This window comes from Acinetobacter sp. YH12142 (assembly GCF_013418435.1).
GTDB lineage: Bacteria > Pseudomonadota > Gammaproteobacteria > Pseudomonadales > Moraxellaceae > Acinetobacter > Acinetobacter amyesii.
The window spans coordinates 266736-293686 of sequence record NZ_VPCB01000002.1; the positions used below are offsets into that span (position 1 = coordinate 266736).

The window sequence follows — 26951 nt, forward strand, 5'->3', positions numbered from 1 at the left end:
CTGCCTATTTTTTATGCAATCTTTCTGGCTGATTTTCCAGCTCTTGACCTGTTTAGGGCTTGGTTTTATTCTTGCACGTCGCCTACCCACTTGGCTTGAAAAAATCGCCTTTAAACTCCTGCCGTACTTTACTTATATTTTGTTATTTGCGATTGCGATCGAATTTTCTGAAACATTACACACTATTCCAGCACCTCTGCAAATCCTCTCTTCATCAGTACTTATTGCACTATTGACCTCAATGGGTGCTTTTATTTGCTGCTATATTTTGTTTAAGCTTTTAGGCTATAAACCCAGTCATGGCAAAGTGTCCATGCAGTTAGTGACAAGCTCACTCATCAATATTAGCTATGCTTTTATTGCATTAGGTTTAGGTTATGCTTTTGCCGAAATTGCAGCACATTTTAGTCTTCAGCCACATATTAGTACTTGGGATCTACTTTTAGTCTTCATGTTTCTGATTGGGCTTGATCTCGCCTACTCACCGCTCGATCGTTCTTGGTTAAATTGGAAAATTCTACTTGTTCCACTCGGCTGTATCGTCGGTTCACTTTTGGGCGCTTTTGCTGCTGCCTATCTATTGCCACAAATCAGTTTGAAAGATTTGATTATGTTGTCACAAGGCTACGGTTTCTATTCGATGACAGGCATCGTCGTGACTGAATTAAAGAATGCGCATCTAGGCAGTATCGCGCTGATGAATGATTTATTCAGAGAAATTTTTGCGATTGTGTTTATGTATATTATTGGCTGGCGTTACCCACGCTCTGCCATTTCATCTGCGGGTGCAACAGCTATGGATGTCACCCTACCTATGGTCAAACAAGCCTGTGGTAATGATTTTATTCCACATGCAATGGTCAGTGGCTTTATCCTTTCTGTACTCGCACCAATATTGGTGAGTATATTGGCGGCTATCTAACCCCTCACCTAAATCCTCGCCCAAAGGCAGAGGACTTTCTCTCTCCCTTTGGGAGAGAGTTAGAGAGAGGGTAAATATTAAAGTGTCGCCAAAATATCTTTTAAAGTTTGACGCGGATTTTCAGATTTGGTAATTGGACGACCAATCACCAAATGTGTAGAACCATCTAGCATGGCTTGTTTAGGTGTCACAATTCGTTTTTGATCATCAGCAGCAGAACCCTCAGGGCGAATACCCGGTGTCACCAATGCAAACTCTGAACCCAAAGTTTCACGCAGCATTTTCGCTTCTTGCGCCGAACACACCACCCCATCCAAACCACTCTCTTTAGTTAATTTTGCTAAACGCTTAACTTGTTCAAATGGCTCAATATCCAGTCCAATATCGGCTAAATCCTCACGGCCCATCGAGGTTAATACCGTTACTGCAATCAGCTGAGTATTGTAATTACCCGCCTTTAAACGCTCAACACAGGTTTCCATCATTTTACGACCACCTGAAGCATGAACATTCACCATCCACACTCCCATATCTGCGGCAGCACATACTGCTTGCGCAGTAGTATTGGGAATATCATGGAATTTTAGATCTAAAAAAACTTCAAAGCCTTCACCGTGTAAAGCTTTAACAATCGAAGATCCTTCATGGGTAAACAGCTCTTTACCAACCTTAACTCGGCATAATGCAGGGTCTAACTGCTCTGCCATTTTTAACGCGTCAAATTGGCTTTTAGCATCTAGTGCAACAATGATACTCAAGAGACTTACCCTTCATTTTTACAAAATTAGTGCATTATAGATGGATTCAACTTGATCAGAAAGCTATAAAACTCATGTTATTTGAAATGATTAATTTGAATTGAGCTATCTCTTTATTTTATTTGAGATAAGCATTTTATTTTTCACCCCCATAAAAAAACACCCCGATGATCCCACCAGAGTGTTAAATATAAAAAATTAAATCTACTCATAAAAGTAGTGAATTTACTTCAAAAACCCAATTATAACGGGTTAGAAGGACGCTCATTTGCATCAATATCTAAAACTGTCTTTTCATGACGCGTATGTGCAGCCGCTTCAGCAGCAGCCAGTTGAGCAGTTTGAATTTGCTCTTTACGTAGGCGGTCAATATCTTTACGTAGACGTTTAATTTCCCAGTTATTTTGAAATACTCGGAATACTTGCACTGCCAATAAAAGACCTAAAACTAAACCTAAAGACAAGGTTAATAGCAATAAAAGCCCTAAACGCATTGCAGGCACTTGTGTAAATAACAAATCGACTGAAAGTTCAGTTCCGTTTTGCAGAACCAAAGCCAATGAGTATCCAAATAGAACCAGTAAAATTACGACCAATACGTAACGCATAAACACCCCTAACAATGTTTTGAATTAGTTTGCAGATTCGTTTACCGCATCACGTAAAGCTTTACCAGGTTTAAAGTGCGGTACAGCTTTTGCTGCAACTTCTACTGATTTACCTGTTTTTGGGTTACGACCCACACGTGGTTCACGGTGATGTAATGCAAAACTACCAAAACCACGGATTTCAATTCGGTTGTCTGTAGATAACGCTTCGATCATTTGATCGATCATTATCTTAACGGCCTCTTCCACTAAGGGTTCAGCTAAGTGTGGGTTTTTAAGAGAAATACGCTCTATTAAGTCAGACTTATTAAGTGCTTCAGTAGTCATCTGCGACCTCTTTAATTATCAAGCTACCTAGGATCAGTTTCCTGATAATAACCTGTTTAAATACAAAACGGTAGCGTAATAATCACTTACTACGCTACCGTTACAGTAATTGTGTAAAAAATATTAATTAATTTACATTAATAATACAATTCAAACACTTACTTAGTGGTTCATTTGAGCTTTGATCAAATCACCAATAGTCTTAGGACCATTGTCTGAAGATGCTGTAGCTGTCTTGTTCAAGTTAGCTACCGCTTCTTTTTCTTCAGCTTCGTCTTTCGCTTTGATAGACAAGTTGATAGAACGTGATTTACGGTCTACGTTGATGATTTTAGCTTCAACTTCTTGACCAACTTCAAGGAACTTAGTTGCATCTTCAACGCGGTCGCGGTTGATTTCAGATGCTTTAAGAGTCGCTTCAACTTCGTCAGCTAACTTAACAGTAGCGCCTTTAGCGTCAACTGCAGTTACAGTACCTTTAACAAGCGCACCGCGTTCGTTAGCAGCTAAGAAATCGTTGAACGGATCGCTGTTCATTTGTTTGATGCCAAGGCTGATACGGTTGCCTTCAGCGTCTACTGAAAGGATAACCGCTTCAACTGTGTCACCTTTCTTGTAACGACGGATAGCTTCTTCGCCTTGTTCGTTCCAAGAAATGTCAGACAAGTGAACTAGACCATCGATACCGCCTGGTAAACCGATGAAGATACCGAAGTCAGTGATTGACTTGATCGTACCTGAAACTTTTTCACCTTTGTCGTGTTCTTTAGCAAACTCTTCCCATGGGTTAGCACGAGTTTGTTTGATACCAAGAGAAATACGACGACGCTCTTCATCAACTTCAAGAACCATAACGTCAACTTCGTCACCGATCTGAACAACTTTAGATGGGTGGATGTTTTTGTTAGTGTGGTCCATTTCTGAAACGTGTACTAAGCCTTCAACGCCTTCAGCGATTTCAGCGAAGCAACCGTAGTCAGTTAAGTTAGTTACACGAGCTTTAACGATAGAACCTTTAGGGTAACGGTTCATGATCGCTAACCATGGATCTTCGCCTAATTGTTTAAGGCCTAAAGATACGCGGTTACGTTCGCGGTCGAATTTAAGTACTTTAACAGTAACTTCTTGACCAACTTCAACAACTTCTGAAGGGTGCTTGATACGTTTCCAAGCCATGTCAGTGATGTGAAGAAGACCATCAATACCGCCAAGGTCAACGAACGCGCCGTAGTCAGTAAGATTTTTAATAGTACCAGTAACTGTTTGACCTTCTTCAAGCTGAGCAAGAAGAGCTTCACGGTCAGCTGAAGATTCAGCTTCCATAACAGCACGACGAGATACAACAACGTTGTTACGTTTAGCATCAAGTTTGATTACTTTAAATTCTAACTCTTTACCTTCTAAGTGAGTAGTATCACGAATAGGACGAGTATCAACTAAAGAACCTGGAAGGAACGCACGAACTGGACCGATGTCAACAGTGAAACCGCCTTTAACCTTACCAGAGATAACACCAGTAACGATTTCGCCGTCTTCAAAGATTTTTTCAAGTTTAGTCCAAGTTTCAGCACGTTTCGCTTTTTCACGTGATAAAACTGTTTGACCCATACCGTTGTCAAGAGCTTCAACAACTACGTCAACAGTGTCGCCAACTTGAACTTCAAGTTCACGTTGTTCATTTAAGAATTCAGCGCGGTCAACAATACCTTCTGATTTAAGGCCAGTGTCAACTGTTACCCAGTCAGAGTCGATATTTACTACAACGCCTTGGATGACAGCACCCTTTTCAACGTTGAGGTTTAATTCGCTTTCTTCAAAGAGGGCTGCAAAAGATTCGGTCATGATATACCTAGTAAAGTCAGCGGTCTTGGATCAGACAAGGCCGGTTTAATTAAGCGTCTACATAGTCCGTATAAGACTGATCAAGCTATGCTTCTGCTGAAAATTCTTTAGTTTGCTAATTGCTGATCGATGTAATTCGTCATCAGCGTAAATACTTCATCAATACTCAAAGTTGAACTATCAATGAAATAAGCATCTGGCGCAGGCTTGAGTGGAGCGACTGTGCGTTCCATATCTCGCTTATCACGCGCTTCGATATTAGCTAAAATGTCGTTTATTTTAACATCCACGCCCATAGCCTGCAACTGATTTACACGGCGCTCCGCACGGGACTGAGCAGAAGCCGTTAAATAAATCTTGGCTTGGGCATTTGGAAAAATCGTTGTTGCCATATCACGGCCATCTGCAACCAAACCAGGTGCTTGGGCAAAGGCATGCTGACGTTCTAAAAGCGCAGTTCTAAGTACAGGAATTGCAGCAACTTTTGAGGCATACTCTCCGACTCTCTCTGTACGGATAACTTTTGAGACATCTTCACCGTCTAAAAGCACTGAAACACCTGTTTCATTTGTCACAAATTGTATGTCTAAATTTGTTGCAATTTTTACGCACTCATCGAGCTTTGAGTCTAATGCATCAATTAAGTCTTGCTTATGCAATGACAATCCCAACAGACGATATAACGCACCTGAATCGAGTAAGTGGAACTGATAATGTGCCGCAATTTTTGCTGCCAATGTTCCTTTACCTGAGCCACTTGGGCCATCAATTGTAATGATTTGAACTGTCATTGCTCTTCCACTTTTGTTTATACGGTTTTTGCAAGTTTTGAAAAACCAATTTTAATCGCTGACTTCAGTTGCGCAAGGATTAATTGACTAACGAATGGCGCACGCGCCTGTAATTCAATCGTATAAGTGACTAAAGTACGCGCAGCATCGATCGCTTCGAATTGAATCACACCCAAATGATGTTTCACCAATGGGTTTTTAATAATCTTATATTCAATGCGTTGGTTTGGCTCAAGTAAGGTAATTTGCTCTTGTAACGGCTTCACTGGCCCAAAGCCCATTCGGCGCACTGAACCCACACCATCAAGACGCTCAGGATCTGCTGAATCTTTGACACGCACCACTTGAATCGGTGCAAAAGCCACGTTATAGGTCGAATGTTTTGAAAGTAAGTCAAAAACCTGCTCGACTGGTGCATTAAATTCTTTTTTTACTTGGATCGATTTCATGGTGTACCCTATTTTATTTGACAATATTAATTGTCAGTAGAGTTTACTTGATTTTTTAAATGAAGTTCAGTCAAAGTGGCTTTTTCCTGTAACTTCATCAGTCGTTTTTGTTCACGACGCATTTTAAAAAAATCACTTAATTGTTGGGAGCATTGCGCTTGCAGGCAACCATGCTCAAACTCAAAGATATGGTTATAGTAGCCTGAATTTAATAATTGACGCGAACTGACCAAAGAACCTGCTTTAGGCTCAGTCGTCGCAAATACGACACGCTTAATTCTCGAATGAACCAAAGCACCCACACACATTGTGCATGGCTCCAATGTTACATATAAGGTTGCATCATCGGGTAAACGGTAATTATCGATATTTAAACAAGCTTGACGCAAAGCTTGTACTTCCGCATGTGCGGTGGGATCTTTCAGAGAAATCGGCGCATTAAACCCTGCACCTATGACTTGATTTTGACTCACAATCACTGCGCCTACAGGAATTTCTTGCAATTCTGCAGCTTGTGCAGCCTGCTCGAAAGCCAGCTGCATCCAGTGTTCATCACTATATAAGTTTGGTTCAGACATCAATTAATTAAATTACACCATACTGTCTTAACAGTACATTCCAACTGTCAATATTGGTTACAGGAGGCTCATCAGCCAGAATTCCTTTGAGGGAAAGATCTGTACCTTTTTTCCATTCTGGAGACAGGTCTTTATCGACTAGACGGGCGCGCACACCTTCAACAAAGTCCGCGTGACGAATTTTCCAATCCGAAATTTGGGTTTCTAGTTCAAACACTTCATTCCAAGAATGCACTTGCTTACCCCACTGCCACAACAACCATGTTAATGCGGCGGTTGCAGGTGAACCTTTTTGTAGATTTTCACTGGCTTGACGTAACCAATCACTACGCGCATCACTTAAACCAATAATTGATTCATAGTCATGTTCAAAATTGTGCCCACGGCACACACTCTGAATCACATCTAATGAATTTTGTAATGGGCCCGGCCCCACAGGACGATGCATACTATTTAAAGTGTCATCGATGGCACGGAAATCGCCCGCTGGATAATGATCCCAATCAATATTGATGACAGTTTCAAGTACGTTATCACGCTGTGCATCGCAAATGTGGGTTGCCCAGCCGATACCATAAGCACCTGCTGCGGTCATAATCGAGCCTGTTAATCCCGTAAACAAACCAATAGCACCACGGTCAGCTAGGAAACGCGTCGCACCTACATCTGGATACAAACCGATATTAATTTCAGGCATTGCTAAACGCGAATAAGGTGTCACCAAACGGAAAGGTGCGGCCATAAATAGACCTAAACCACCACCCATGACATAACCTTCGCCCCAAACCAAAATCGGCTTTGCATAGTTATGCAGCAGCAAATCTAGGGCATATTCTTGTTCAAAGAATTTATTCGCCGTTTCAACTTCATCATTGACCACCAATTGTCGCAATTTGCGTACATCGCCACCTGCACAAAATGCTTTCGGCGTAGTGGAATCCAACCAAATCGCTTTAACAGCATCATCATGTTGAAAGTCCTGAAAGACTTCAAGCAATGCTGTACAGATAGATTCATCTAATGCATGAAGCGATTTTGGGCGATTCAGGCGAACAATGCGCCAGCCCTTTTTCGCTTCTTCCACAATCAGATCTGGGTGATAATTTTTTGAAACGGGAGAATAAGTCATGCGTCCAGCTGCCAGTCTATTGGCTCAATGCCATTTTGTTTAAGATAATTATTACTTTTTGAGAACACCTTACAACCAAAAAAACCACCGCGGTTTGCAGCCAAAGGAGATGGATGCGCGGCTTTTAGCACCAAGTGCTTATTTTGGTCAATGCGTTGTCCCTTACGCTGTGCATATGCCCCCCATAAAATAAAGACAATATGCTCACGTTGCTCATTTAAAACATCAATCACATGGTCTGTAAAATCCTCCCAGCCACGTTTTTGATGTGAAGTTGGTTGCCCAGCCTCAACAGTCAGTACCGCATTTAAAAGCAAAACACCTTGTTCTGCCCAGCGTGTTAAGTCCCCATGTTTTGACACAGGCACCCCAAGGTCGGTATTTAACTCATGGAAAATATTACGTAAAGAAGGTGGTAATGCAACCCCCTTTTGTACCGAAAAACTCAAGCCATGTGCCTGATTTGGCCCATGATACGGGTCTTGGCCTAAAATCACCACCTTTACATTCGCCATAGGCGTCGTGTTTAAGGCATTAAAAATCAGCGGATTCGGTGGATAAATCACTTTATCCTGTTTCATTTGTTGTAGCAGAAAGTCTTTTAACTCATCCATGCGGGGGCTAAGCAAAAACTCACTTAGGCCATATTTCCAGCTAGCATCAAGCTGCACTTTAGCGAGTTTTGCTTGTTGCTCTTCTGTTAAAGACATCACTGTTAACCAATCCTAATAAAACCAAATATTTACTTAAATTTTAACTTGTAAATCAACTGCAGGGTTTAAAAATTTTTGACCCTGTTTTAATTTTTCATACATCTGGGAATCGTTCCATTCCGACTGAACCTGTTCGGAAAAGACGATTTGATCTAACTGCAACAGCCCCATTTGTGCGTTGTCGATATCTTCTAAAAAGCTTTGCGCATAGCCTGTGTCCGTCTCATGTACGATCACAGAATACACTTCAACATCACCCTCACCATTTTGAGTTTCTGTTGATTTTAGAACTTGTTGTGCCAAGTAAAAGAAGATCCGTGAAAACTGTTCTGCTGAAGGCGATACGGGTAGTTCAACCCAACGTGCGCTGAACTGCTTGCAGGCACGAATATACTCGGCATCATCATGTTGCCAAAAACAAATCGCATGATCAAAACTGTCAAATAAGTCTTTAATAACCCCTTTGAGCAAACCGAAATCGTAAACCATTTGTCCATGGTCAAGTTTCGACGCTTTGAGTAATAGTTCGACTTTATAACTGTGTCCATGAATGGAACGTTTGCAGCGGTCTGACGTGCAATTACGCACGATATGCGCGTTTTCAAACTTAAATAACTTACGAATTAACATATGTCGTAATGCAATCAAATAATCTATGGGTTCTCAGAGATTATAATGCAAAAGTCTAACAAGAGGCATTAATTTTGCTGTTCAGCACAATTGGGAAAAGGCATCATGAAAATTTAGCGATATTTAAGACCTAAAATGGTGCCATACTGCGAAAAGCCACATATACATCTTTATCTTTTCGCACTAACTCACTGGTAAATTGACGCTTTCTTTCATTTAAAATAATTTCAATTTGCGCTTTAAAATAGTTCGACTGCACACCCAATTGTGAGTTTAAAACTTCTCGATTTTCTGTGCTCACCTGTGCAAATGGCTCCATTGCCCATAAATCATTGATATTTTCAAAATGTTCAAATTTGGCAGCTTTTTGTTGCAAAGCTTGTTCGACTGCATTGACATCTAAACGATCATCCATGGTTGCCAACAAAAATGCAGGAGCGGTATTAATGTTTACCGTTGTTTCATGCGAGGGCAAGCTACTCACATAGGGTGCAATCAGTTTATATTGAGCACCTTCAAAACCACGGACTGATTTCAACTCTTCCACACTATGAAATTTTGCATTTGGCGGTAGTGCCGCATTATTTAAACTACGATAGTACGCCAGTTCAGCTCCCATCGGGCCAGAGGTCTCATCATCTTCATCTTGCCAATCGATCACAGCTTGACTTAATTCTGCGGGTAAACCAACACGCTGCAATATTTTTTCAAACCATAACTTTGCTTTGTCATTTACCACACCCTCCTCTGAAACCAAACTATTGAGGTTAAATTTGCCAGATTCATCTTGGAGCACACCTGCAACAGTTCCACCTTCCACTGGAAAGGCTGGCATAGGCTGAGCCCAATTTTCTTGGAGGTGATCCACCTGCCCTGCATTTTCGGCATCATTCACCAAAAGTTCAGCAAAAAATGCTTCGGCACTTTTCGCATATAACAACGACTGATTTTGGCGCATCACATAAGCGGTATTTTCAGAAGTATTGGCTTGTTGTTTTGCGATGCCTGCTGCAACTATGGTTGCCAAAGCTACCATCATCAGGATAGTTAACAAAGCGATGCCGCGTTGCTGTTTCATACGCAACTCCGAACTTCAAATGACTCCACTGCCTGACCGTTAACCATTCTTATTTTTATCCAATAAAAAATCAGTATTTAACAAACTGAATAACCATTCGTAGTTTGTCCCATCAACTGTGAGCTGCATCCTGATACCCCGTGGTAACAGTTGTATGGTTTTTTCATTATTCAAATCAGCGGCAGTATCTGGCCAATTCTCTAACTCATTTGGATTGAGTACCGTGATTTTATATTGTTCAATATTATCCAGTAAAACACTCGAATCTGGCTGATCATGCCCCGTTTGGTTGAGATTTTTAAATTTTAGCCGATACAATTTTTTTTCATCAGCTTTGTATTGATATTCCACTCGCTCGTCAGGTGCAATGCCCTGATTTAATGGATCAGTGACACCTGTCTTACTGAAATTAAATCGGCCATTTTGCAATACTAACGCTGGTTGAATATCTCCATTAATATTGGCAGTTAAGGGCACAGCTTGTACTGTGTCTCTGAGAATTTGCTGATGGGCATCTTGCAACTGACTAAGCCTTGCCTCATGGGTTGCGTTTCGTTCCTTCACTTTCGAGACATAATCAAAAACCTTCCAACCCAAAGCAGACAGCACTGCGAAAATAGCAATCGCAACCAAAAGCTCAACTAAGGTAAATCCTGCTTGATTCTTCATTCCTTGCTGTACAAGCACAGGCATATCTTGAGATGTACGTTTTTTTCTAGTTATTATTTTCATCCAACGGAGCCTTATAGTTAAAGAACACCAAACTGCTAATCCCTGCTTCAACATCGCCTGTTTCAGCATTCATCAAACTCACTTGGATATCAATCCGTTGTACATTTGGACTAATGGTGGCTTGGGCTTTTTTGTCAATTTGCCATTGTTCGCCTTGTTCAGTGACTTGTTTAGATGCAGTACCCGTCATCCATTCACGATTGATTTCCATCTTAGCGATTTCATTCAACGCGACAAATTGTGCTTTATTTCTTAAAATTGCGTGTGCTGTCGACTGTGTATATTGCATCGCAACATTAGACAAAGCCATTGCCGCAGTCGCAAAAATCGCCAATGCCACCATGACTTCAAGTAGCGTAAACCCTTTAGCCCGCATTGACTTTCCCTAAATGATCGATTTCGATTTCATTACCAATGGGACGTTCTTCAAAATAAAACTGTATACGCACAGGCTTTACCTCACCATTGCCCAACCAAATCAACTTGGGTGCATTGGTATTTAACAAATCATCATTATTGGCATTTGCATACTGCTGATCTAAAGGCTGAATCGTAAAAGAGACATTTTCAGGTAATACTCGGGTTTCAAAATCTTTATAGTTTTGCCATTTATTATTCTGATTTAAAATACTATTTTCTACACGTTTTTGTTCTAGTAAATATTCTTGTACCGCATAGCTTTGCGTGTTGACATCCGTTCCAGCGTTTTGCTGTAAGGCCAATATCAAAGCTTGATCATTTGCATCGCGTAAAATTCGTTTCAGATCCATCACAAACACTTCGCGTGCTTGCATGGCTTTGCGTTGATCTGTTCCACCGATATTTAAAAGCACCAATGAGGCCATAATGCCCATAATCACAATCACCACCATCAATTCTACGAGGGTGAATCCACGAACCGATGATGGTGATGCACTTTTCATAAGCAGCCTTTAAGCGAATTGAGCAACCGCATGCACTTGTTTTGGTAAGGCCAAGGCTTGATCAATATAAGCAACCCGCAAGGTGTCTCTTGAACCCAAATAACGCTGATAAAAACTAGAGTTCAAAATTGCTGCAGCACCATGTGTAAGTGACCAAATCGAAGCAAGATAATCACGTACTGGCATGCTACTTTGAATCGACTCCAAGTAACGCTCAGTCATACGAATGATCAATCGTAGGCGTTGTTTGCGCACTTGATATAGTTCACTAAACAAGTGCTGAATACCCACACCCGTTGTCGATAAACGCTCTTCAATTTGGTGAAACAACACTGTACGTTCTGGGTGATGTAAGTGATGCAACATAAAGAAAGCAAGGTGTTCAGGAAAAGCTTTGTCGGTGTCTTTAATCATTTCCAATAACATGCGTTCATTACGAATAATGAGCAACATATATAGTTCATCTTTACTTTGGAAATGTTTATATAACGTCCCTTTTGCCAAGTCGAGTTCTGCCGCTAGCGCATCTAGTGTCATCCCTGCTTCGCCATTTTCCAATAGCAGTTGCTCTGCCACTTGGAAAATTAATGCTTCTCTTGCTCTAAACTGAGCTTGACGATCCATCTTCACCCTATACTCTCTTACTCTTATATCAATTCAAATTATTTACTTAAGATTGAGGAGATTTTCAAAGTTTTGCATTGTAATGAAAGCCATCTCTTCAATTGACTTATCATATACATCACTTAAGGCTTTGGCTACATAAGGAACGTATTTTGGTTCATTAGACTTTCCTCTATAGGGCATCGGTGCAAGGTATGGGCTATCTGTTTCAATCAGCACGCGATCCAGTGGCACTTGCTTGGCTACATCACGCAAATCTTGTGCGTTTTTAAAAGAAACAATGCCTGAAAATGACACGTAATAACCACAATCTAAGACCGCTTTTGCCGTTTCCCAATCTTCAGTAAAACAATGCAAAATACCGTGAGTGGATTTCTCTGCACGGATAATATCCACCGTATCATGCTTTGCAGAACGGGTATGAACAACCACTGGTTTTTTTACGGCTTGTGATGCGTGAATATGGCGGGCAAAGCATTCTTTTTGCTCTGCAATAAAGTCTGTACTATGAAAATAGTCCAGCCCTGTTTCACCAATCGCCCAAACCTTTTCAGCTTGTGCTAATTCAATGAGATATTCTTCTGTTGCCCGAGCCATCGTTGCAGGATCTTCACATGGGTGTACCCCAACGGAATAACCTACATCGGCATGACGTGCAGCAATTTTTGAAAGTTCGATATGGTCATCTAGATCAACCGAGATACTCATAAATTTTGAGACCCCGGCTTGACGAGCCTGATCCAATGCAAGATCTAAATTACCCTCATAAGGGCTGAGGTCGAGCATGGTTAAATGGCAATGGGTATCTACAAACACAATATGTACCTACAAGTCTTCACAGTTGTAACTACATAGTGTAACTTCTACGCCCCTCAGATTTAAGCCCTGCAAGTAAACGTTCTGCTTCTGTTTTAAAATAAACGCCTTTTTCGCCGCTTAATTGAATCCCAAAGCCTTGTGGTTTAATACCATTTTGCTTTTGCGAAATCCAAATTACTTTTCCTGTCAAAGGAATTTTTATACTTTGTTCAGGCAAAGTCGCCAATAAGAAAACCTCATCACCCATTTTCACAGCTTGCTTTGATGGTACAAATAAACCGCCACCAACGACATAAGGCATGTAGCTCGCAAAAAGTGTTTCCACATCTGGAATATTAGCGTGAACGATCCCGCCCATACGTGGTTGCATGATGTTTCCCCTTAATTAAACATTCATCAGTTTGATGCAAAGCTCATCTACGGCCAGATTCCCCTGTACGTTCTGCTCGATGAACCGCTTAGACTGCTGTAATTCTGTATAAATCCCAAAGAGTGTTTCGAGCGAATATTGCTCTGCCAACACCCCAAAATCCAAATCTATATTTTTTATGGATTGATTTAGCTTGACACAAATTATATCGGACAACAAGTATTCAAACATTTGACTAAAATCACTAAAACTCAGAGCTTTATTCCACTTGGTCGCAATTGCCATCGGCATGTTTTTTTGTGTCACAAGTTTTTGCCAATCTTGTAGAAACTCTTGGCGCATATTTAACCATTCGCTACTTGCCAATGAAATCGCTTGTAATGGCATTTGACTGGCTAAGTTCATGAGAACTTTGCGCTGGGTTTCACCACTATCAGGCAAATGCTGCTGTAAATATTGCTGTGATTGTTCCGGTTCAATACGATCCAATGCATAGTGCTGCATTCGACTGCGAATGGTTGCTGGCAATTTCAAATAATGCTCTGCCAATAACATAATCACAATCCGCTCGCCCGGCTCTTCCAGTGTTTTCAGCAATGCATTTGAAGATGCAATGTTCAGCGCCTCAGCAGGCTCAATCAACACAACTCGCCAACCGTCTACGGTTTGCTGTACAAAAGGCAATAAATCACGAATTTTTTCGATTTTAATTTTGGCATTTTGCTTTTTATTGTCTTCATCTGTACTGATGTGGACAAAATTTGGATGTGTATCTGACTTTAACCACTGGCAACTCCCACACTCACCACATGGCTCAGTTCGCTCATCACGTTTTTGACACAGCACCCAAGCAAGAAATTGTTTTGCAAATGCCTCTTTACCACAGCCTTTTTTGCCATACAAAAGCACGCCATGTCCCAGTTGTGGAAAACGGCTGGTTAATGTATTCCATGTATTTTGCTGCCAAGGGTACACTTGCGCCACAATGTCATTTTGCATAAATCGTTTAACCTTATTCGAAGTTTGAAACATCCATTTGGTTCAAACGATCAAGGTCAGCTTGAGTGTCTACGCCCGGTGGTAGGTTCGCTTCTGCCACAGCAATGGCAATACGGTGACCATTTTCCAAAACGCGTAATTGTTCAAGGCTTTCTAATTTTTCTAGCACCCCCATATCCCAAGTGACATATTCTTGAAGCAGTTTTACGCGGTATGCATAAAGACCTAAATGACGATAAGCCTGATCATGCAAGGTTTGTTCAGCTAGCTTTGCACAATCACGGTCATACGGAATAGTCGCACGACTGAAATACAGCGCTTGATTGTGCTTTGACATCACCACTTTGACGATACTGTCACGTTGAAACTCATCTAGACTATGAATCGGCTCGCAGAGTGTCGACATTGAACATGTCGGCTGATCAACGAGTAATTGTGCAACTTGCTTTACCAATTGAGCGGGAAGCAAAGGTTCATCACCCTGCACATTGACAATAATGTCATCACTTGCCCAACCTTTGATACGCGCAACTTCACTTAAACGATCTGTCCCAGATGGATGCTCTGTAGAGGTCAATACCACATCAACCCCTTCCGCACGACACACTGCGGCAATACGTTCATCATCTGTAGCAACACAAAGATCATCGAATCCTGCAACTTTTTTGGCTTGATCGACTACACGTAAAATCATCGGACGGCCGTGAATTTCAAGCAATGGCTTACCTGGTAAACGTGAACTTGAAAAACGTGCAGGAATAACAATATGTTTCATAAATTAAATGCCTTCGGGAAGTTTCAGACCCAGTTGTTTCAACTGTGCATGCAAAGTTTCATAACACGCAGGTGATAACACTGCATCAACAGGAACAACCCATATTTCTCTTTTAAAATCTGGATTATTTTTGAGGATCGCTAAAATTTTAACTGCATCTTTTTCAGTGGTAATGATGGGATTGGCATCTTCAAACTGCAAATCACTCAGTTCATATTCATAATGATCTGGGAATTCATGACATTGAAATTGATGAATCCCCATATTTTCTAAGGTTTTATAAAAGCGTTGCGGAAAGCCGATACCCACCACAGCATAAAAATCTTTATTTGCATCAAATGTCGTCACAAGATCTTTATTGAGCAAATAAGGCTGCGCCGCTTCTAAGTGCATATTCAGTGGAGAACTTGGATCTGCTGAATGTTCAATGACCGTCCCACTGGCAAGGCGCTTTTTCGGTTCACGCAAATAACCTTCAGGTAATAATTTTTCATTGCCTAAACCACGGTTATTATCCAGTACGATCCACTCCAACTGGCGTTGAAGCGCCCAATGCTGTAAACCATCATCGCAGATAATCAAATCCAATTCATGCTTAGACAGCAGCAATTCAATACTCTGCTGGCGGTTTGGACCGACTGCCATCGGCACGCCAGTAGATTGAACGATTAAGCTCGGTTCATCACCCACGATTTCAGCCGTCGAGTCTAAATCCACATAGGCCGGAAATGGTCCTTGACCACCATAGCCACGACTGATCACACCAACACGCAGCTTTAAGCTATTCAAATAACTGACCAAATGAATGAGCAATGGGGTTTTACCACTTCCACCCACTGTGATGTTTCCAATGACCATGACTGGAATAGGCGCTTTATAGCTTTGCTTAATACCCGATTGATAGAGTTTTTTATTGAGTAAAAAGCCGCCACGATAAAGCCATGACAAAGGTCTAAACACAACGAGCCACTTTGCCTGTTCATTCCAAGCATCCTGAATCAATTGTGCAAAAAACATGACTTAATTTTCCTCAAAATTACGCTGATGAAGTTGGTAATATGCACCACGTTGTGCCATCAATTCCGTATGCGAACCTTGTTCAATAATACGCCCTTTATCCATCACTACAATACAGTCTGCATTTTCAATGGTCGATAAACGATGTGCAATCACGATCGTGGTACGATCTTGCATCGCAGCGTCAAATGCTTGCTGAATATAAAATTCAGATTCGTTATCCAGCGCACTGGTCGCTTCATCTAAAATTAAAATCGGTGCATTTTTCAAAATGGCACGCGCAATCGCAATCCGTTGACGTTGACCACCGGACAGATTTAAACCTTGCGCACCCAATGGCGTGTCATAACCTTGCGGTAAATCCATTATAAAATCATGCGCAAATGCAGCTTTGGCAGCAGCAATAACTTGCTCATCTGTTGCATGCTCGAGCTGTCCATAAGCAATATTTTCACGCACTGTTCGGTTAAACAAAACCACTTGCTGATTGACCATCGAAATCTGAGTACGCAAGCTATTAAGTTCTATGTCGTGAATATCATGCTGATCAAGCAACAATTGGCCTGAGGATACCTCTTGGTAACGCACCAACAGATTGACCAGTGAGGTTTTACCTGCACCCGAACGTCCAACCAATGCAACGGTTTGTCCTGCATTCACTTTTAAATTGAAGTCATGAATCGCATGGTGACCATCGGCATAGATCAAATTAACATTTTTAAATTCGACATCACCTTTCAAAGCAGGCTTAAGCGTGCCGTTATTTACTTCTTCAGGCATATCAAGCAATTCAAAAACTGAATAAGCTGCTGCCATGCCTCGTTGTAGTTTTTCATTGACATCCGTTAAGGTTTTAATCGGCTTACTCAACATACCTGCGGCAGTGATATACGCTACAAACTCACCTGCTGATGTATCTTGTAAAATCTCTGGGCGTAGCGCGATATACATCACGATACTGAGTGCAATCGACATGATCAACTGAACAATTGGGCTATTGAGTTGTTGCACCACAACCATTTTTAAGCCGCGGCGTAAGTTCTCCATTGAGCTTTCATAAAAACGTTTTTGTTCATAATCTTGCCCTGCAAAGCCCTTAACCACTAGGTTGCCTTGCACTGTCTCTTGCACCACATGGTTAACATCACCCATGGTACTTTGCACTTGCATGGATAATTTACGCATGCGCTTGGATGCTTTACGGATAATCAGCCCAATAATTGGACCAAAAATCAAAATACACAGAGTTAAACGCCAGTTGGTATAGAGCAAATAACCCAATAATGCGATGGTAATCAGACCCTGTTGTACAATCGTTTTCAGTGACTCAGATGATGCTGCCGTCAACTGTTCAACGTTATACATAATTTTTGCAGTGATATGACCGCTCGAATTATCTAAATAATATTGCGAAGGCAAACGCATGAGTTTTGCGAACACTTGCTGACGAATATTAAAGATTAAGTTTCGAGAAATCACTGCGGTAAAATATCCCCCCATGAACAAACCGAGTCCACGGAAGAACATCAATAAAACCACCAAGAGTGGAAATAAGGTTGTAAAGCTTTGATCTTTGTTTTGAATGGCTTCAATAATGCGTTCCAATAATTTTGCGACAGAAACTTCTGTCGCAGCATTAATACCGAAACCAAGCAAAACCAGCAGGCCGATTCCCCAAAAAGGTTTTAAATAACTTAATAGGCGTAAATAGACCTTAAAATCGTGCTTCACTAATAACCTCGAGTTGGAACTTTGGTACTGATGTTGATATTCACAAATCCAAGTTGACCTGCAACATCCATCACCCGAATCACATCTTGATGTGTTGCTTTTGCATCTGCGGCAATCACAAACATTAAATCACGACGATCATTGGCTGTCTGTTTAATTGCAGTATTCAAATCAGAGACTTCTTTACTGGCCAATGACTGACCATTGACAGAATAATGGCCTGATGAATCCACCACAACTTCAATTTTTTGATCATAGTTTTTAGGTGGAACACCTTGTGCATCTGGCAAAGTGAGGTTCATTCGACTCATCTGATTAAAGGTAGTCGAGAGCAACAAGAACACCAAAATAAACATCAAACAGTCAATCATCGGTGTGAGGTTGATATGAATATCTTCAACCTGACGACGTTTAAATTTCATGCGCAGTCTCCACTCAGCTGGCTTTCTGAATGTCCTGACTTTCTACTTCAGGTGTTTTTTTATAAAACAAAGCGGCATGAAACAATGTCGACTGCTGTTCTAACTCAGCCACATATTCCTGAACCAAACGTTGGAAATAGCGATGCGCAAATAATGCAGGCACAGCAATTAACATACCGGCAGCAGTGGTAATCAAGGCTTTAGAAATACCCGGCATCATCAACACTGGATCACTATTGGTACCAATATCAATCATTAAGAATGCTTCAATGATACCGATCACCGTACCCAACAAACCTAGTAACGGTGCAACAGCGCTTAAGGTGCCCAAAAAGTTGATATTTTTTTCTAAATAACCAATTTCTTGTGACGCTGTGACTTCCATTTGCGCACGTGCATATTGCTCGTTTTGATCTTTACTGGCAAAACCTGCGCCCAATACACGACCCAATGTACTTTGCTGTAAAGTTGGACTTTGCTTTAGCTGCTGCACCACATCTTTCACCGATGTGTTTACATTCATCATCAAGTCTTTTGGTAACACCATTGATTTCTTTAAACGAATAAAACGCTCAATGGTAATGGCTACCGTAAAGATCGAACAAATGACGAGCGGGATCATTAACCACCCGCCCGCTTTGACTAATTCCCACATTTGATTTTCCCCAATAAATCGAATTTAAAAATTATTCAGCTAGACAAATATTTAAAATGCCATCTAGCTCTTCAAGAGTATGGTAGCTAATCACCAGCTTGCCTTTCCCTTGTTTATTATGATCAATTTTCACATCTGCACTGAAACGATCAGAGAGACGCTGTGTCAGTTGCTGAATGTCTGATGAAACACTTGGTTTCGCTTTTTGTTGTTTTGGTGCATTCAAATCACGAACAAATTGTTCGGTTTGACGTACAGACATACTTTTTTCAATCACCATTTCAGCAACTTTAAGCTGATCTTTGGCTTTTAACGTCAAGATCGCACGTGCATGCCCCATATCGAGCAAACCTTGCTGCATAAAGTCTTTGACTTGATCCGCTAAAGACAACAGGCGTAGCAAGTTACTAATCGTGGTACGTGCTTTACCGACCGTATCGGCAATCTCTTGATGACTTAAACCGAACTCGTCATGGAAGCGTTGTAAAGCCATAGCTTGATCAATTGGGTTCAGATCTTGACGTTGAATGTTTTCAATCAATGCCAAGGCAATTGCCACTTGGTCACTCAAGTCACGAACAATGGCTGGAACTTCGGTTAAACCTGCAAGCTGAGCCGCACGCCAACGACGCTCACCTGCAATAATTTCGTAGGGATGCTTTTCATCTTCTACAGGACGAATCACGATTGGCTGCATGACGCCATGCTTTTCAATCGATGCAGCAAGTTCTTGTAAATCTTGTTCTTTAATGAAACGACGCGGTTGATACTCGCCGCGTTTCAATAAATGCACATCAATTTGTTTTAACTGTCCATGATCTAAAGCTTTTGCTTCGAGCTGTAGTTTTTCTTTTTGGATTGAGCCGAGTAAGGCATCCAGACCACGACCTTTAGCCAGTCCGCGTTTTTTTACGGTCATGCTTTAGTTCCTTTTTTTACTTTGGTTTTTTTTAACATCTCAGCTGCCAAGTTCAAATAAGCAACTGCACCCTTCGAGCTTTTTTCAAAATAAATCACTGGTAAACCGTGCGCAGGCGCTTCAGCCAAACGAATATTACGCGGAATGACCGTGTCATAAAGTTTCTGACCGAAGTATTGTTCAAGCTCAGCAGACACATCACGTGTTAAGGCATTACGCGCATCGTACATGGTACGAAGCACACCCACGATCTCTAGATCTGGGTTCAATGCTTGCTGAATACGGTCAATGGTTTGGGTTAAATCAGCCAAACCTTCCAAGGCATAATATTCACACTGCATTGGAATCAGCACCGCACGTACCGCTGCAAGTGCATTGACAGTGATCAAACTTAAACTTGGTGCACAATCGACAATAATATAGTCGAAGTCTTTTTCGACGCTTGCCAATGCTTCACGTAAAATAAACTCACGACCGTCTTGATCCGCAATCGCCAGTTCAACACCGGCCAAGTCACGGTTTGCACCTAAAACCTTATAGCCCACTTCCGCTTTATAAATAGCAGTTTCAATCGGCACTTCACCAAGTAAGACATCCGTGACTGAATACAACAAATCATTTTTTTGAATGCCCGAACCCATCGTGGCATTGCCTTGTGAATCCATGTCCACAAGTAAAACTCGTTTTTTTAATATGGCTAAAGATGCAGCCAAGTTCACAGCCGTTGTGGTTTTACCTACGCCACCCTTTTGGTTTGCAATCGCAATAATTTGAGCCATGGTAACCCCAGTCCTTTGAAAATTTTAAATACGTTTAAGAAAAATTAAATGACGCTGCTCATCAAGTCGTGGAACTTTTAATGCAACGATATCAATCTTGAAATCACTTTTCAGTGTTTCAACTTCTTCTTCAGGAATTAAGCCTTTCATCGACGCAATAATACTTTGCTCATGCATATACGGTTTAGACGCATCCACAAAATCGGTTAACGATGCAAAAGCACGACTGGTAATCACATCAAACTGACCCAGTTCATTAATGCTGTCTTCATTTTCGACACGTGTTTGTACCGCAATGACATTTTTTAGTTTTAAGTCAGCAATAAATTGTTTTAAGAATCGAATTTTTTTACCGTTGGCATCTAAAAGCACACATTCACGTTCAGGCTGACACAGTGCAATGATCATGCCCGGCATGCCACCACCCGTACCGATATCCAATAAACGACCTGCAGGCAAATCATTTAGGATACTTAAGCTATCCAATAAATGCTTAACCAACATTTCTTTAGGATCACGAATAGCGGTCAAGTTATACGCTTTGTTCCACAGCACTAGGGCATCTTGGTATTTCAGCAATAGATTTAATGCTTCTTCACTCAAATCTAAGCCAAGCTTTTGACTACCTTGCTTTAAGTCTTGAAAAAAAGGATGCATAAAGAAGACATCTCAATAAAAATTAACTGAAGTATACCGATTTCTAAGCCGTGGAACAGTAGCTAACGCTTAGCGAATATGCACTTAATCGTACATGCCTTGGCGAATCTGTAGATCTAGATCACTTAAACGCTCAGGTGTGCCAACATCAACCCACGCAGTTTGCATTTTCTCTGCAGAAATTTTTCCATCCAACATGGCTTGTTTCAATAATGGTGCGAGCGGACGCTTACCCGCTTCCAATCCATCAAACATGTTTGGATGTATAACTGCGATCCCGCTATAGGTGAGTGCCTCGCCTGTATGTTCTTGCTCAAAGGTATAACTACGCCCTGCATCCAAGATAAAATCACCCTTTGGATGTTGCGTTGGGTTAGTCACATAGACCAAGTGTGCCAAGTCATCTTTTAGCTCAACATTGAGCAAGGCTGAAAAATCGTAGGTCGTCCAAACGTCACCATTGACTAAAATAAACGGTTCTGTCCCAAGCAAAGGTAAGGCATTAATAATACCACCGGCTGTTTCCAAGCCTTCTGCTTCACGTGTCCAGCGAATATCCACACCAAACTGCGAGCCATCGCCCAAAGTACCAATCAATATATCTGCAAGCCATGCAGAATTGATGATGATTTCAGTTACGCCAATTTTTTTTAGCTTTTCTATATGCCAAACAATCAGTGGTTTTCCACCCACTTCAAGCAAAGGCTTTGGCTTATACAATGTTAAAGGGCGCATCCGATTTCCGAGACCCGCCGCTAAAATCATGGCTTTCATTATGCAACAACCTCATAAGTGCCGTATTTGGCTTCAAATTTCGGCAATACTTTAGCCTGAATAAATTGCATAAAAGGTTGTAATTCTGCATACGGTTTACTTTCTTCAAGTAAATACCACATCACACGCGGCAAATCTTTGAGATAACCCGATTTACCATCACGCTCAAATAAGCGCACAAAAATACCTAAAATTTTGATATGACGTTGAATCGCCATGAGGTCTGCGTCTTGTTTGAATTGCTCAAAGCTACGATCTTCTTTAGCCGATGAAGGTAGCAAATCATAGAACGTTTTAAACCATGCATAAACGCGATCTGCATTCCACTGCACATAAGCATCACGTGTAATAGAAATCAAATCATAAGTATCTGCACCAATCACAGCATCTTGGAAATCAATCACGCCCTGATCTTGCTCACCATCTAGTACCATCAAATTACGGCTATGAAAATCACGATGCACAATCACTTGAGGCTGAGCCAATGCAGCATTGGCTAAGATAGCAAAGGTACGTTTAATCAGTGCCGATTCTTCTTCAGTAGGCTGCACTTGTAGAGATGGCAATAACCAATCGGTTAACAGCTCCATTTCAGAAATCAGCTTTTCATAGGTATATGCAGGAAAATGAGCAGTACCATCAATTGACTGTAATTGAATCAACTGTTTAAAACTTTGAGCATAATGTGCGTCTACTGTTTGATCATTCAACAACGTGGACAATAAAACATCACCAAAATCCTCTAACAATAAGAAGCCTTGATCAAGGTCTTTGGCCACGATATGTGGTACACGCACGCCATGTGCATCAAAAAATTCATCAATCGACACAAAAGGACCACAATCTTCTTTTTCTGGTGGTGCATCCATGAGCATAAATGTTTTATTATTCAATTTGATTCGTGCATAACGACGGAAGCTTGCATCGCCTGCTAAGAAGTTAATTTCAAATTGATCTGAATCGAGTACAGATGAAATCCATGTTTGTATCAATTGTTCACGTTGTGTATTCATTTGCGATAAATTCTAATACAGGCTGAGTTTTTAAAGTGCTAAGTGTAGCTACTTATCAACTTTTTCTCTATGATGCGACAATAATTAATTGCGATTAAGCATACCTGGTTAATGAGACAAATGAAGCATCAGTTTAAATTTAATCCTTTAGCGACTGCGATCTTAACCCTTCTATGTGGTAGCTCGTTACCAAGCTATGCAGCACCTGTTTCAAACCCGTCCACGGATGACGATACAGAACAACTCAAACAAAGCATTTCAGAAGCTTATCCGGGGCAGCAGTTCTTCGAACAATATTATGTCGATAAGTCTGCACCTGAAGCACAGATTCGCAACACCAATCAATTAAGTTCTGCATTTTGTACTGGCACGTGGATTACCCCTGTTGCGCCAACGACAAAAGCGGTCGCACCTGAAGATGCAACCTCTACCATTACCGCTGACTATGGTCATTTTGACCCGAATGGCGACTCCATTCTTGAAGGTAATGTTCTGATTGACCAAGAAGGTCGTCAAATTCGTGCCGATCAAATCAAAATTGATAAAACCCAAACCTACGCCAATGCTTCTGGCCGCGTGCAAATGGCGCAGTCTGGGCTAATTTCTCAAAGCGATTCAATTGATTACAATTTAAAAACCCAACAAGGTGATTTAAATAACAGTTTCTTTATTGCTGAACAGCAGCATGCGCATGGTCGTGCTGAAAAAATTTCGCGCACTTCAACAGAAACCCTAGAATTAGAAAATGCGGTTTATACCACTTGTCCACCCGATGAAAAACCAACGTGGAAAATTCAAGCAGACAAAATTAAGCTGAATCAAGAAACTGGCCGCGGTGAAACCAAAGGTACAACATTATATGTAAAAAACGTACCTGTGATGGCTGTGCCCTATTTCAACTTCCCGATTGATGACCGTCGTACCACTGGTATTTTGACCCCGAGCTTTGGTTTTACCAATGACGGTGGTATTGAGCTTGCGGTACCGATTTACCTAAACCTTGCGCCAAACTATGATGCTACGGTAACACCACGTTATATTGCAGACCGTGGCGCAATGATGGAAGGTGAATTCCGTTATTTGACCAAAAACTTTGGTTCAGGGATGGTGTGGGGTGGTTATTTACCATCCGACCAAAAGTATGACGATCAAGATCGTAAAGACTTACATTTCCTCCATAACTGGAAAATTAACGATCAATTCACGACAAATTTAGAATATAACTATGCATCTGATAAAGACTATTTCTCAGATCTCAATAATAATCCAAACTCAAAAACTGACCTGAACTTACGCCGTGCATGGGAACTCAATTATAAAAATGGTATCCCTGGGCTAAAAGCACAGCTCAAAGTTGAAGACTTCCAAACACTGGATAAAACTGTCAGTGATGAAGACCGTCCGTATGCGCGTTTGCCGCAATTCCTACTGAACTACAAGACTGGTAATCCTCTCGGCTTACAGTACGAATTTAACAACGATACGGCTTATTTTAAAAAGAACCTAAGTGGCGATAATATTCCGCAAAACAATGGTGATGCGACAATGTATGAGCCAAGCGGCGCGCGTATTTATAACGACTTTAGTGTGCGTTATAACTATCGCAACCCATGGTCTTTTGTGATTCCTGAAGCAACGATTCGTAACGTCAACACGATTTATGACCAAGATACTGTTGATCGCGCCAATACAAATAACAATTACTCTAGTAGTGAAAGTAAATCGGTCATTGTACCGCAATTTACTTTAGATGCGGGTCTTGTGATGGAGCGCGAAGGTCGTTATCTACAAACCTTAACGCCACGCTTCTTCTATGCGTATTCTCCATACAAAAACCAAGACACTAACCCGAACTTTGACTCAACCACAGCGTCAATTAACTATGACCAGTTGTTTAGCCCGCGTCGTTTCTACGGTAATGACCGTTTAGAAGACAACAACTTCGCATCTCTAGGCTTAAGCTATAGTTTATTTGATGATGTAGGTCTTGAGCGTTTAAAAGCTAGCGTTGGTCAAAGTTTCTATTTTGAAGACCGCCGCGTCACGCTAAACAACGTCTCTGATAAATTTGATACCGAACGCCATACTGGCCCTGTCGTGAGCATTTCTAGCCAACTATCTGACAGCATCAGTGTCAATGCCAATTCTGCATGGATGGCGAATGGTGATAATGCTCAGCGCGATATTCAAATGTATTACACAGGAAATAAAGGCAATTTATACAATGTCGGTTATTTCTATCGTAAAGACATTCCGAACCGCCAAGACAGCTATGACCAAGCAGTAGCATCGTTTATTCAACCTATACACAATAACTGGCGTATTATCGGTCATGCACAATATGACCTCGACAACAGTATTGCGCGTGAATATTTACTTGGTGTGAACTACGAGTCATGCTGCTGGGGTGTTTCAGTTTATGGTCGTTCGTACTATAACGATTTAGATGATGTAACATCTTCAGATGTTAAACCAAAACGTGCCATTATGGCGGAGTTCACCTTAAAAGGTTTAGGTGGCTTCAACAATAAATTAACCTCTTTGCTTGAAAACCGAGTGTTGGGTTTTAACAATATCAATCAATCTTGGACAGAACGTTAATGAAGACAAAACAGTTAAAACAAATTTTTAAAGCGTCAGCCTTGGCACTTTGCATATCGACTTCTGTATCTGTATTTGCTGCTGCGCAACCTAAAGATGAAATTGTAGCTGTCGTTGACAATAGCGTGATTCTACGTAGTGATCTTGATCAAAGCATTGCCGAGATCACTCACCAACTTCAAGCAAAAAAACAAACCGTCCCACCGACTGAATACTTGCAGCAACAAGCTTTAGAACAGCTAATTTCGCGCCAAGCACAGCTTGAACAAGTTAAACGATATAATGTCAAAGCGGATGAAAAATCACTTAATGAAGCTGTACTTAAAGTTGCAAAAGACGCAGGTTCTCCAAGCTTAGAAGCGTTTCAGCAAAAATTAGATGCTGTTGCACCAAATACCTATGCAGGTTTACGTGCACGAATCGCTGAAGACATCGCTTTACAACGTCTACGCCAACAGTTGGTCACTTCTCGCATTCAAATCAGTGATCAAGATGTGAAAAACTTCTTAAGCTCACCACAAGGTCAAGCTGCGTTAGGTAATCAAGTTCATGTCTTACATGTACGTGTAGCTAGCAGTGATAATGCCGTTAAAATCGCGGAAGACATTCGTAAAGAACTTGCAGCAAGCAACGATGTAAAAGCGATTACTAGCAAATACAGTACCAAAGACATTAAAGTTGACGGTGCCGATATGGGCTTCCGCAACTTATCTGATATTCCAGATGAACTTGCTGCACGTGTAGCTCCTTTGCAAGTTGGTCAAACCACTGAACTAATTTCAGTACGTGATGGCGTTCATGTTTTAAAATTGGTCGACCGTAAAAGTGGCGAACAAAAAGCCATTGTTCCTCAATACCAAACTCGCCATATCCTGATTCAACCATCTGAGGTCGTGAGTCCTGAAAATGCCAAGCAAATGATCGACAACTTGTATAACCGCCTGCAAAAAGGTGAAGATTTTGCTGTCTTGGCTTCAACATTCTCGAATGACACCGGTTCTGCTGCCAATGGTGGTAGTTTAGGTTGGGTTAGCCCAGGTGTTATGGTTCCAGAATTTGAAGCGATGATGAAATCAACAGCGAAAGGTGAAATCAGCAAACCCTTCCAATCTCAGTTTGGTTGGCACATCCTGCAAGTAACAGATACACGTCAACAAGACATGACACATGAAGTACAAGAACGTATGGCACGTCAGATTTTAGGTGAGCGTCAATTTGACACTGAACTGGACAGCTGGTTACGTGAAATACGCAACAATGCCTATGTTGAAATTAAAGACCCTGCTCTAGATCGTAAAAAGAAATAAGTGAATAAA

At 41.2% G+C, this 26951-nt stretch carries 31 protein-coding genes; 3 read left to right on the plus strand and 28 right to left on the minus strand.

The annotated features are described in order from the left end of the window. The first annotated feature begins 13 nt into the window (after positions 1-13). A complete protein-coding gene (locus tag FTU77_RS03055; protein WP_180040244.1) occupies positions 14-922 on the plus strand; it encodes a lysine exporter LysO family protein in 909 nt (302 codons plus the stop codon). Positions 923-999: 77 nt separating this feature from the next. Here the strand turns inward: FTU77_RS03055 and pyrF are convergent, their stop codons facing one another. From pyrF to FTU77_RS03195, 28 genes are all read right to left on the minus strand, one after another. Next, positions 1000-1680 carry an orotidine-5'-phosphate decarboxylase gene (gene pyrF / locus FTU77_RS03060; protein ID WP_180054564.1) on the minus strand — a complete coding sequence of 227 codons (681 nt, stop codon included), beginning with the start codon at positions 1678-1680 and terminating at the stop codon, positions 1000-1002. Positions 1681-1922: 242 nt separating this feature from the next. After that, positions 1923-2288 carry a lipopolysaccharide assembly protein LapA domain-containing protein gene (locus FTU77_RS03065; RefSeq protein WP_078188931.1) on the minus strand — a complete coding sequence of 122 codons (366 nt, stop codon included), beginning with the start codon at positions 2286-2288 and terminating at the stop codon, positions 1923-1925. A gap of 24 nt (positions 2289-2312) precedes the next feature. Further along, on the minus strand, positions 2313-2615 hold the full coding sequence (locus FTU77_RS03070) for an integration host factor subunit beta (protein ID WP_067767464.1): 303 nt from the start codon (positions 2613-2615) through the stop codon (positions 2313-2315). A 162-nt stretch (positions 2616-2777) separates the two neighbouring features. Next, positions 2778-4457: a 30S ribosomal protein S1 gene (gene rpsA, locus FTU77_RS03075; protein WP_168378903.1), complete on the minus strand. Its 1680-nt coding sequence runs from the start codon at positions 4455-4457 to the stop codon at positions 2778-2780. 107 nt (positions 4458-4564) lie between these two features. Continuing rightward, a complete protein-coding gene (cmk, locus tag FTU77_RS03080; RefSeq protein ID WP_180022534.1) occupies positions 4565-5248 on the minus strand; it encodes a (d)CMP kinase in 684 nt (227 codons plus the stop codon). Between the two features lie 17 nt (positions 5249-5265). Continuing rightward, entirely contained in the window at positions 5266-5697 is a 432-nt protein-coding gene (locus FTU77_RS03085) for an SRPBCC family protein (RefSeq protein ID WP_180054566.1), read from the minus strand. A gap of 26 nt (positions 5698-5723) precedes the next feature. After that, positions 5724-6275, minus strand: coding sequence for a tRNA adenosine(34) deaminase TadA (tadA, locus tag FTU77_RS03090; RefSeq protein ID WP_180007334.1), 552 nt, complete (start codon positions 6273-6275; stop codon positions 5724-5726). Positions 6276-6282: 7 nt separating this feature from the next. Continuing rightward, positions 6283-7404, minus strand: a complete 1122-nt coding sequence (locus FTU77_RS03095) for an enoyl-CoA hydratase/isomerase family protein (RefSeq protein ID WP_180010307.1) — start codon at positions 7402-7404, stop codon at positions 6283-6285. Continuing rightward, on the minus strand, positions 7401-8114 hold the full coding sequence (ung, locus tag FTU77_RS03100; protein WP_168378900.1) for a uracil-DNA glycosylase: 714 nt from the start codon (positions 8112-8114) through the stop codon (positions 7401-7403). Before ung ends, FTU77_RS03095 begins: the two co-directional genes overlap by 4 nt. Before the next feature lie 36 nt (positions 8115-8150). After that, positions 8151-8747: a 6-carboxytetrahydropterin synthase gene (locus FTU77_RS03105; RefSeq protein ID WP_168378899.1), complete on the minus strand. Its 597-nt coding sequence runs from the start codon at positions 8745-8747 to the stop codon at positions 8151-8153. Positions 8748-8877: 130 nt separating this feature from the next. Continuing rightward, a complete protein-coding gene (gene gspK, locus FTU77_RS03110) occupies positions 8878-9825 on the minus strand; it encodes a type II secretion system minor pseudopilin GspK (RefSeq protein ID WP_180054568.1) in 948 nt (315 codons plus the stop codon). 39 nt (positions 9826-9864) lie between these two features. Beyond that, positions 9865-10494 (minus strand): type II secretion system minor pseudopilin GspJ, encoded by a 630-nt coding sequence (gene gspJ / locus FTU77_RS03115; RefSeq protein WP_168378949.1) that lies wholly within the window; start codon positions 10492-10494, stop codon positions 9865-9867. Between the two features lie 46 nt (positions 10495-10540). Then, positions 10541-10933, minus strand: coding sequence for a type II secretion system minor pseudopilin GspI (gspI, locus tag FTU77_RS03120; protein ID WP_078188947.1), 393 nt, complete (start codon positions 10931-10933; stop codon positions 10541-10543). After that, positions 10923-11480, minus strand: a complete 558-nt coding sequence (locus FTU77_RS03125) for a type II secretion system protein (RefSeq protein ID WP_180054569.1) — start codon at positions 11478-11480, stop codon at positions 10923-10925. The genes gspI and FTU77_RS03125 overlap by 11 nt, the downstream gene beginning before the upstream one ends. A 9-nt stretch (positions 11481-11489) precedes the next feature. Beyond that, positions 11490-12104, minus strand: a complete 615-nt coding sequence (locus tag FTU77_RS03130) for a TetR/AcrR family transcriptional regulator (protein WP_168378896.1) — start codon at positions 12102-12104, stop codon at positions 11490-11492. A 42-nt stretch (positions 12105-12146) separates the two neighbouring features. Beyond that, positions 12147-12920, minus strand: a complete 774-nt coding sequence (locus FTU77_RS03135) for a TatD family hydrolase (RefSeq protein ID WP_180054571.1) — start codon at positions 12918-12920, stop codon at positions 12147-12149. Between the two features lie 31 nt (positions 12921-12951). Then, complete coding sequence (locus FTU77_RS03140) at positions 12952-13293, minus strand: PilZ domain-containing protein (protein WP_111885061.1); 342 nt, start codon at positions 13291-13293, stop codon at positions 12952-12954. A gap of 15 nt (positions 13294-13308) precedes the next feature. Further along, positions 13309-14292 carry a DNA polymerase III subunit delta' gene (locus FTU77_RS03145; RefSeq protein WP_180054574.1) on the minus strand — a complete coding sequence of 328 codons (984 nt, stop codon included), beginning with the start codon at positions 14290-14292 and terminating at the stop codon, positions 13309-13311. Positions 14293-14305: 13 nt separating this feature from the next. Next, positions 14306-15067, minus strand: a complete 762-nt coding sequence (gene kdsB, locus FTU77_RS03150; protein WP_180054576.1) for a 3-deoxy-manno-octulosonate cytidylyltransferase — start codon at positions 15065-15067, stop codon at positions 14306-14308. Between the two features lie 3 nt (positions 15068-15070). Beyond that, on the minus strand, positions 15071-16084 hold the full coding sequence (gene lpxK / locus FTU77_RS03155; protein ID WP_180054578.1) for a tetraacyldisaccharide 4'-kinase: 1014 nt from the start codon (positions 16082-16084) through the stop codon (positions 15071-15073). 3 nt (positions 16085-16087) lie between these two features. Beyond that, entirely contained in the window at positions 16088-17815 is a 1728-nt protein-coding gene (msbA, locus tag FTU77_RS03160; protein ID WP_180054581.1) for a lipid A export permease/ATP-binding protein MsbA, read from the minus strand. Further along, positions 17815-18237 (minus strand): biopolymer transporter ExbD, encoded by a 423-nt coding sequence (locus FTU77_RS03165; protein ID WP_180022523.1) that lies wholly within the window; start codon positions 18235-18237, stop codon positions 17815-17817. Before FTU77_RS03165 ends, msbA begins: the two co-directional genes overlap by 1 nt. A gap of 13 nt (positions 18238-18250) precedes the next feature. Then, the gene (locus FTU77_RS03170; RefSeq protein ID WP_180054584.1) at positions 18251-18892 is read right to left on the minus strand and encodes a MotA/TolQ/ExbB proton channel family protein; all 642 of its coding nucleotides are present in this window, start codon (positions 18890-18892) and stop codon (positions 18251-18253) included. A 31-nt stretch (positions 18893-18923) separates the two neighbouring features. Continuing rightward, the gene (locus FTU77_RS03175) at positions 18924-19811 is read right to left on the minus strand and encodes a ParB/RepB/Spo0J family partition protein (protein WP_168378888.1); all 888 of its coding nucleotides are present in this window, start codon (positions 19809-19811) and stop codon (positions 18924-18926) included. Further along, positions 19808-20590, minus strand: a complete 783-nt coding sequence (locus tag FTU77_RS03180) for a ParA family protein (RefSeq protein WP_078188958.1) — start codon at positions 20588-20590, stop codon at positions 19808-19810. The genes FTU77_RS03175 and FTU77_RS03180 overlap by 4 nt, the downstream gene beginning before the upstream one ends. Positions 20591-20614: 24 nt before the next feature. Further along, the gene (gene rsmG, locus FTU77_RS03185; protein WP_168378887.1) at positions 20615-21247 is read right to left on the minus strand and encodes a 16S rRNA (guanine(527)-N(7))-methyltransferase RsmG; all 633 of its coding nucleotides are present in this window, start codon (positions 21245-21247) and stop codon (positions 20615-20617) included. Positions 21248-21331: 84 nt separating this feature from the next. After that, on the minus strand, positions 21332-22021 hold the full coding sequence (gene murU, locus FTU77_RS03190; RefSeq protein WP_180054586.1) for an N-acetylmuramate alpha-1-phosphate uridylyltransferase MurU: 690 nt from the start codon (positions 22019-22021) through the stop codon (positions 21332-21334). Then, positions 22021-23034: an aminoglycoside phosphotransferase family protein gene (locus tag FTU77_RS03195; protein ID WP_180054588.1), complete on the minus strand. Its 1014-nt coding sequence runs from the start codon at positions 23032-23034 to the stop codon at positions 22021-22023. The genes murU and FTU77_RS03195 overlap by 1 nt, the downstream gene beginning before the upstream one ends. A 120-nt stretch (positions 23035-23154) precedes the next feature. Between FTU77_RS03195 and FTU77_RS03200 the strand changes: the two genes are divergently transcribed. Together FTU77_RS03200 and FTU77_RS03205 are read left to right on the plus strand one after the other, a co-directional pair. Beyond that, entirely contained in the window at positions 23155-25635 is a 2481-nt protein-coding gene (locus FTU77_RS03200) for an LPS-assembly protein LptD (protein ID WP_180054591.1), read from the plus strand. Beyond that, positions 25635-26942, plus strand: coding sequence for a peptidylprolyl isomerase (locus FTU77_RS03205; protein ID WP_180054593.1), 1308 nt, complete (start codon positions 25635-25637; stop codon positions 26940-26942). The genes FTU77_RS03200 and FTU77_RS03205 overlap by 1 nt, the downstream gene beginning before the upstream one ends. Positions 26943-26951: the final 9 nt, after the last annotated feature.

Coding starts and splice junctions, on each gene's coding strand:
- FTU77_RS03085 (WP_180054566.1), bottom strand. CDS start 5,697: ATGAAATCGATCCAAGTAAAAAAAGAATTTAATGCACCAGTCGAGCAG.
- FTU77_RS03055 (WP_180040244.1), top strand. CDS start 14: ATGCAATCTTTCTGGCTGATTTTCCAGCTCTTGACCTGTTTAGGGCTT.
- cmk (WP_180022534.1), bottom strand. CDS start 5,248: ATGACAGTTCAAATCATTACAATTGATGGCCCAAGTGGCTCAGGTAAA.
- murU (WP_180054586.1), bottom strand. CDS start 22,021: ATGAAAGCCATGATTTTAGCGGCGGGTCTCGGAAATCGGATGCGCCCT.
- FTU77_RS03065 (WP_078188931.1), bottom strand. CDS start 2,288: ATGCGTTACGTATTGGTCGTAATTTTACTGGTTCTATTTGGATACTCA.
- FTU77_RS03105 (WP_168378899.1), bottom strand. CDS start 8,747: ATGTTAATTCGTAAGTTATTTAAGTTTGAAAACGCGCATATCGTGCGT.
- gspI (WP_078188947.1), bottom strand. CDS start 10,933: ATGCGGGCTAAAGGGTTTACGCTACTTGAAGTCATGGTGGCATTGGCG.
- FTU77_RS03095 (WP_180010307.1), bottom strand. CDS start 7,404: ATGACTTATTCTCCCGTTTCAAAAAATTATCACCCAGATCTGATTGTG.
- FTU77_RS03140 (WP_111885061.1), bottom strand. CDS start 13,293: ATGCAACCACGTATGGGCGGGATCGTTCACGCTAATATTCCAGATGTG.
- FTU77_RS03170 (WP_180054584.1), bottom strand. CDS start 18,892: ATGTGGGAATTAGTCAAAGCGGGCGGGTGGTTAATGATCCCGCTCGTC.
- FTU77_RS03175 (WP_168378888.1), bottom strand. CDS start 19,811: ATGACCGTAAAAAAACGCGGACTGGCTAAAGGTCGTGGTCTGGATGCC.
- FTU77_RS03070 (WP_067767464.1), bottom strand. CDS start 2,615: ATGACTACTGAAGCACTTAATAAGTCTGACTTAATAGAGCGTATTTCT.
- rpsA (WP_168378903.1), bottom strand. CDS start 4,457: ATGACCGAATCTTTTGCAGCCCTCTTTGAAGAAAGCGAATTAAACCTC.
- tadA (WP_180007334.1), bottom strand. CDS start 6,275: ATGTCTGAACCAAACTTATATAGTGATGAACACTGGATGCAGCTGGCT.
- gspK (WP_180054568.1), bottom strand. CDS start 9,825: ATGAAACAGCAACGCGGCATCGCTTTGTTAACTATCCTGATGATGGTA.
- FTU77_RS03130 (WP_168378896.1), bottom strand. CDS start 12,104: ATGGATCGTCAAGCTCAGTTTAGAGCAAGAGAAGCATTAATTTTCCAA.
- lpxK (WP_180054578.1), bottom strand. CDS start 16,084: ATGTTTTTTGCACAATTGATTCAGGATGCTTGGAATGAACAGGCAAAG.
- rsmG (WP_168378887.1), bottom strand. CDS start 21,247: ATGCATCCTTTTTTTCAAGACTTAAAGCAAGGTAGTCAAAAGCTTGGC.
- FTU77_RS03200 (WP_180054591.1), top strand. CDS start 23,155: ATGAAGCATCAGTTTAAATTTAATCCTTTAGCGACTGCGATCTTAACC.
- FTU77_RS03145 (WP_180054574.1), bottom strand. CDS start 14,292: ATGCAAAATGACATTGTGGCGCAAGTGTACCCTTGGCAGCAAAATACA.
- FTU77_RS03195 (WP_180054588.1), bottom strand. CDS start 23,034: ATGAATACACAACGTGAACAATTGATACAAACATGGATTTCATCTGTA.
- kdsB (WP_180054576.1), bottom strand. CDS start 15,067: ATGAAACATATTGTTATTCCTGCACGTTTTTCAAGTTCACGTTTACCA.
- FTU77_RS03205 (WP_180054593.1), top strand. CDS start 25,635: ATGAAGACAAAACAGTTAAAACAAATTTTTAAAGCGTCAGCCTTGGCA.
- ung (WP_168378900.1), bottom strand. CDS start 8,114: ATGTCTTTAACAGAAGAGCAACAAGCAAAACTCGCTAAAGTGCAGCTT.
- FTU77_RS03125 (WP_180054569.1), bottom strand. CDS start 11,480: ATGAAAAGTGCATCACCATCATCGGTTCGTGGATTCACCCTCGTAGAA.
- gspJ (WP_168378949.1), bottom strand. CDS start 10,494: ATGAAGAATCAAGCAGGATTTACCTTAGTTGAGCTTTTGGTTGCGATT.
- FTU77_RS03180 (WP_078188958.1), bottom strand. CDS start 20,590: ATGGCTCAAATTATTGCGATTGCAAACCAAAAGGGTGGCGTAGGTAAA.
- FTU77_RS03165 (WP_180022523.1), bottom strand. CDS start 18,237: ATGAAATTTAAACGTCGTCAGGTTGAAGATATTCATATCAACCTCACA.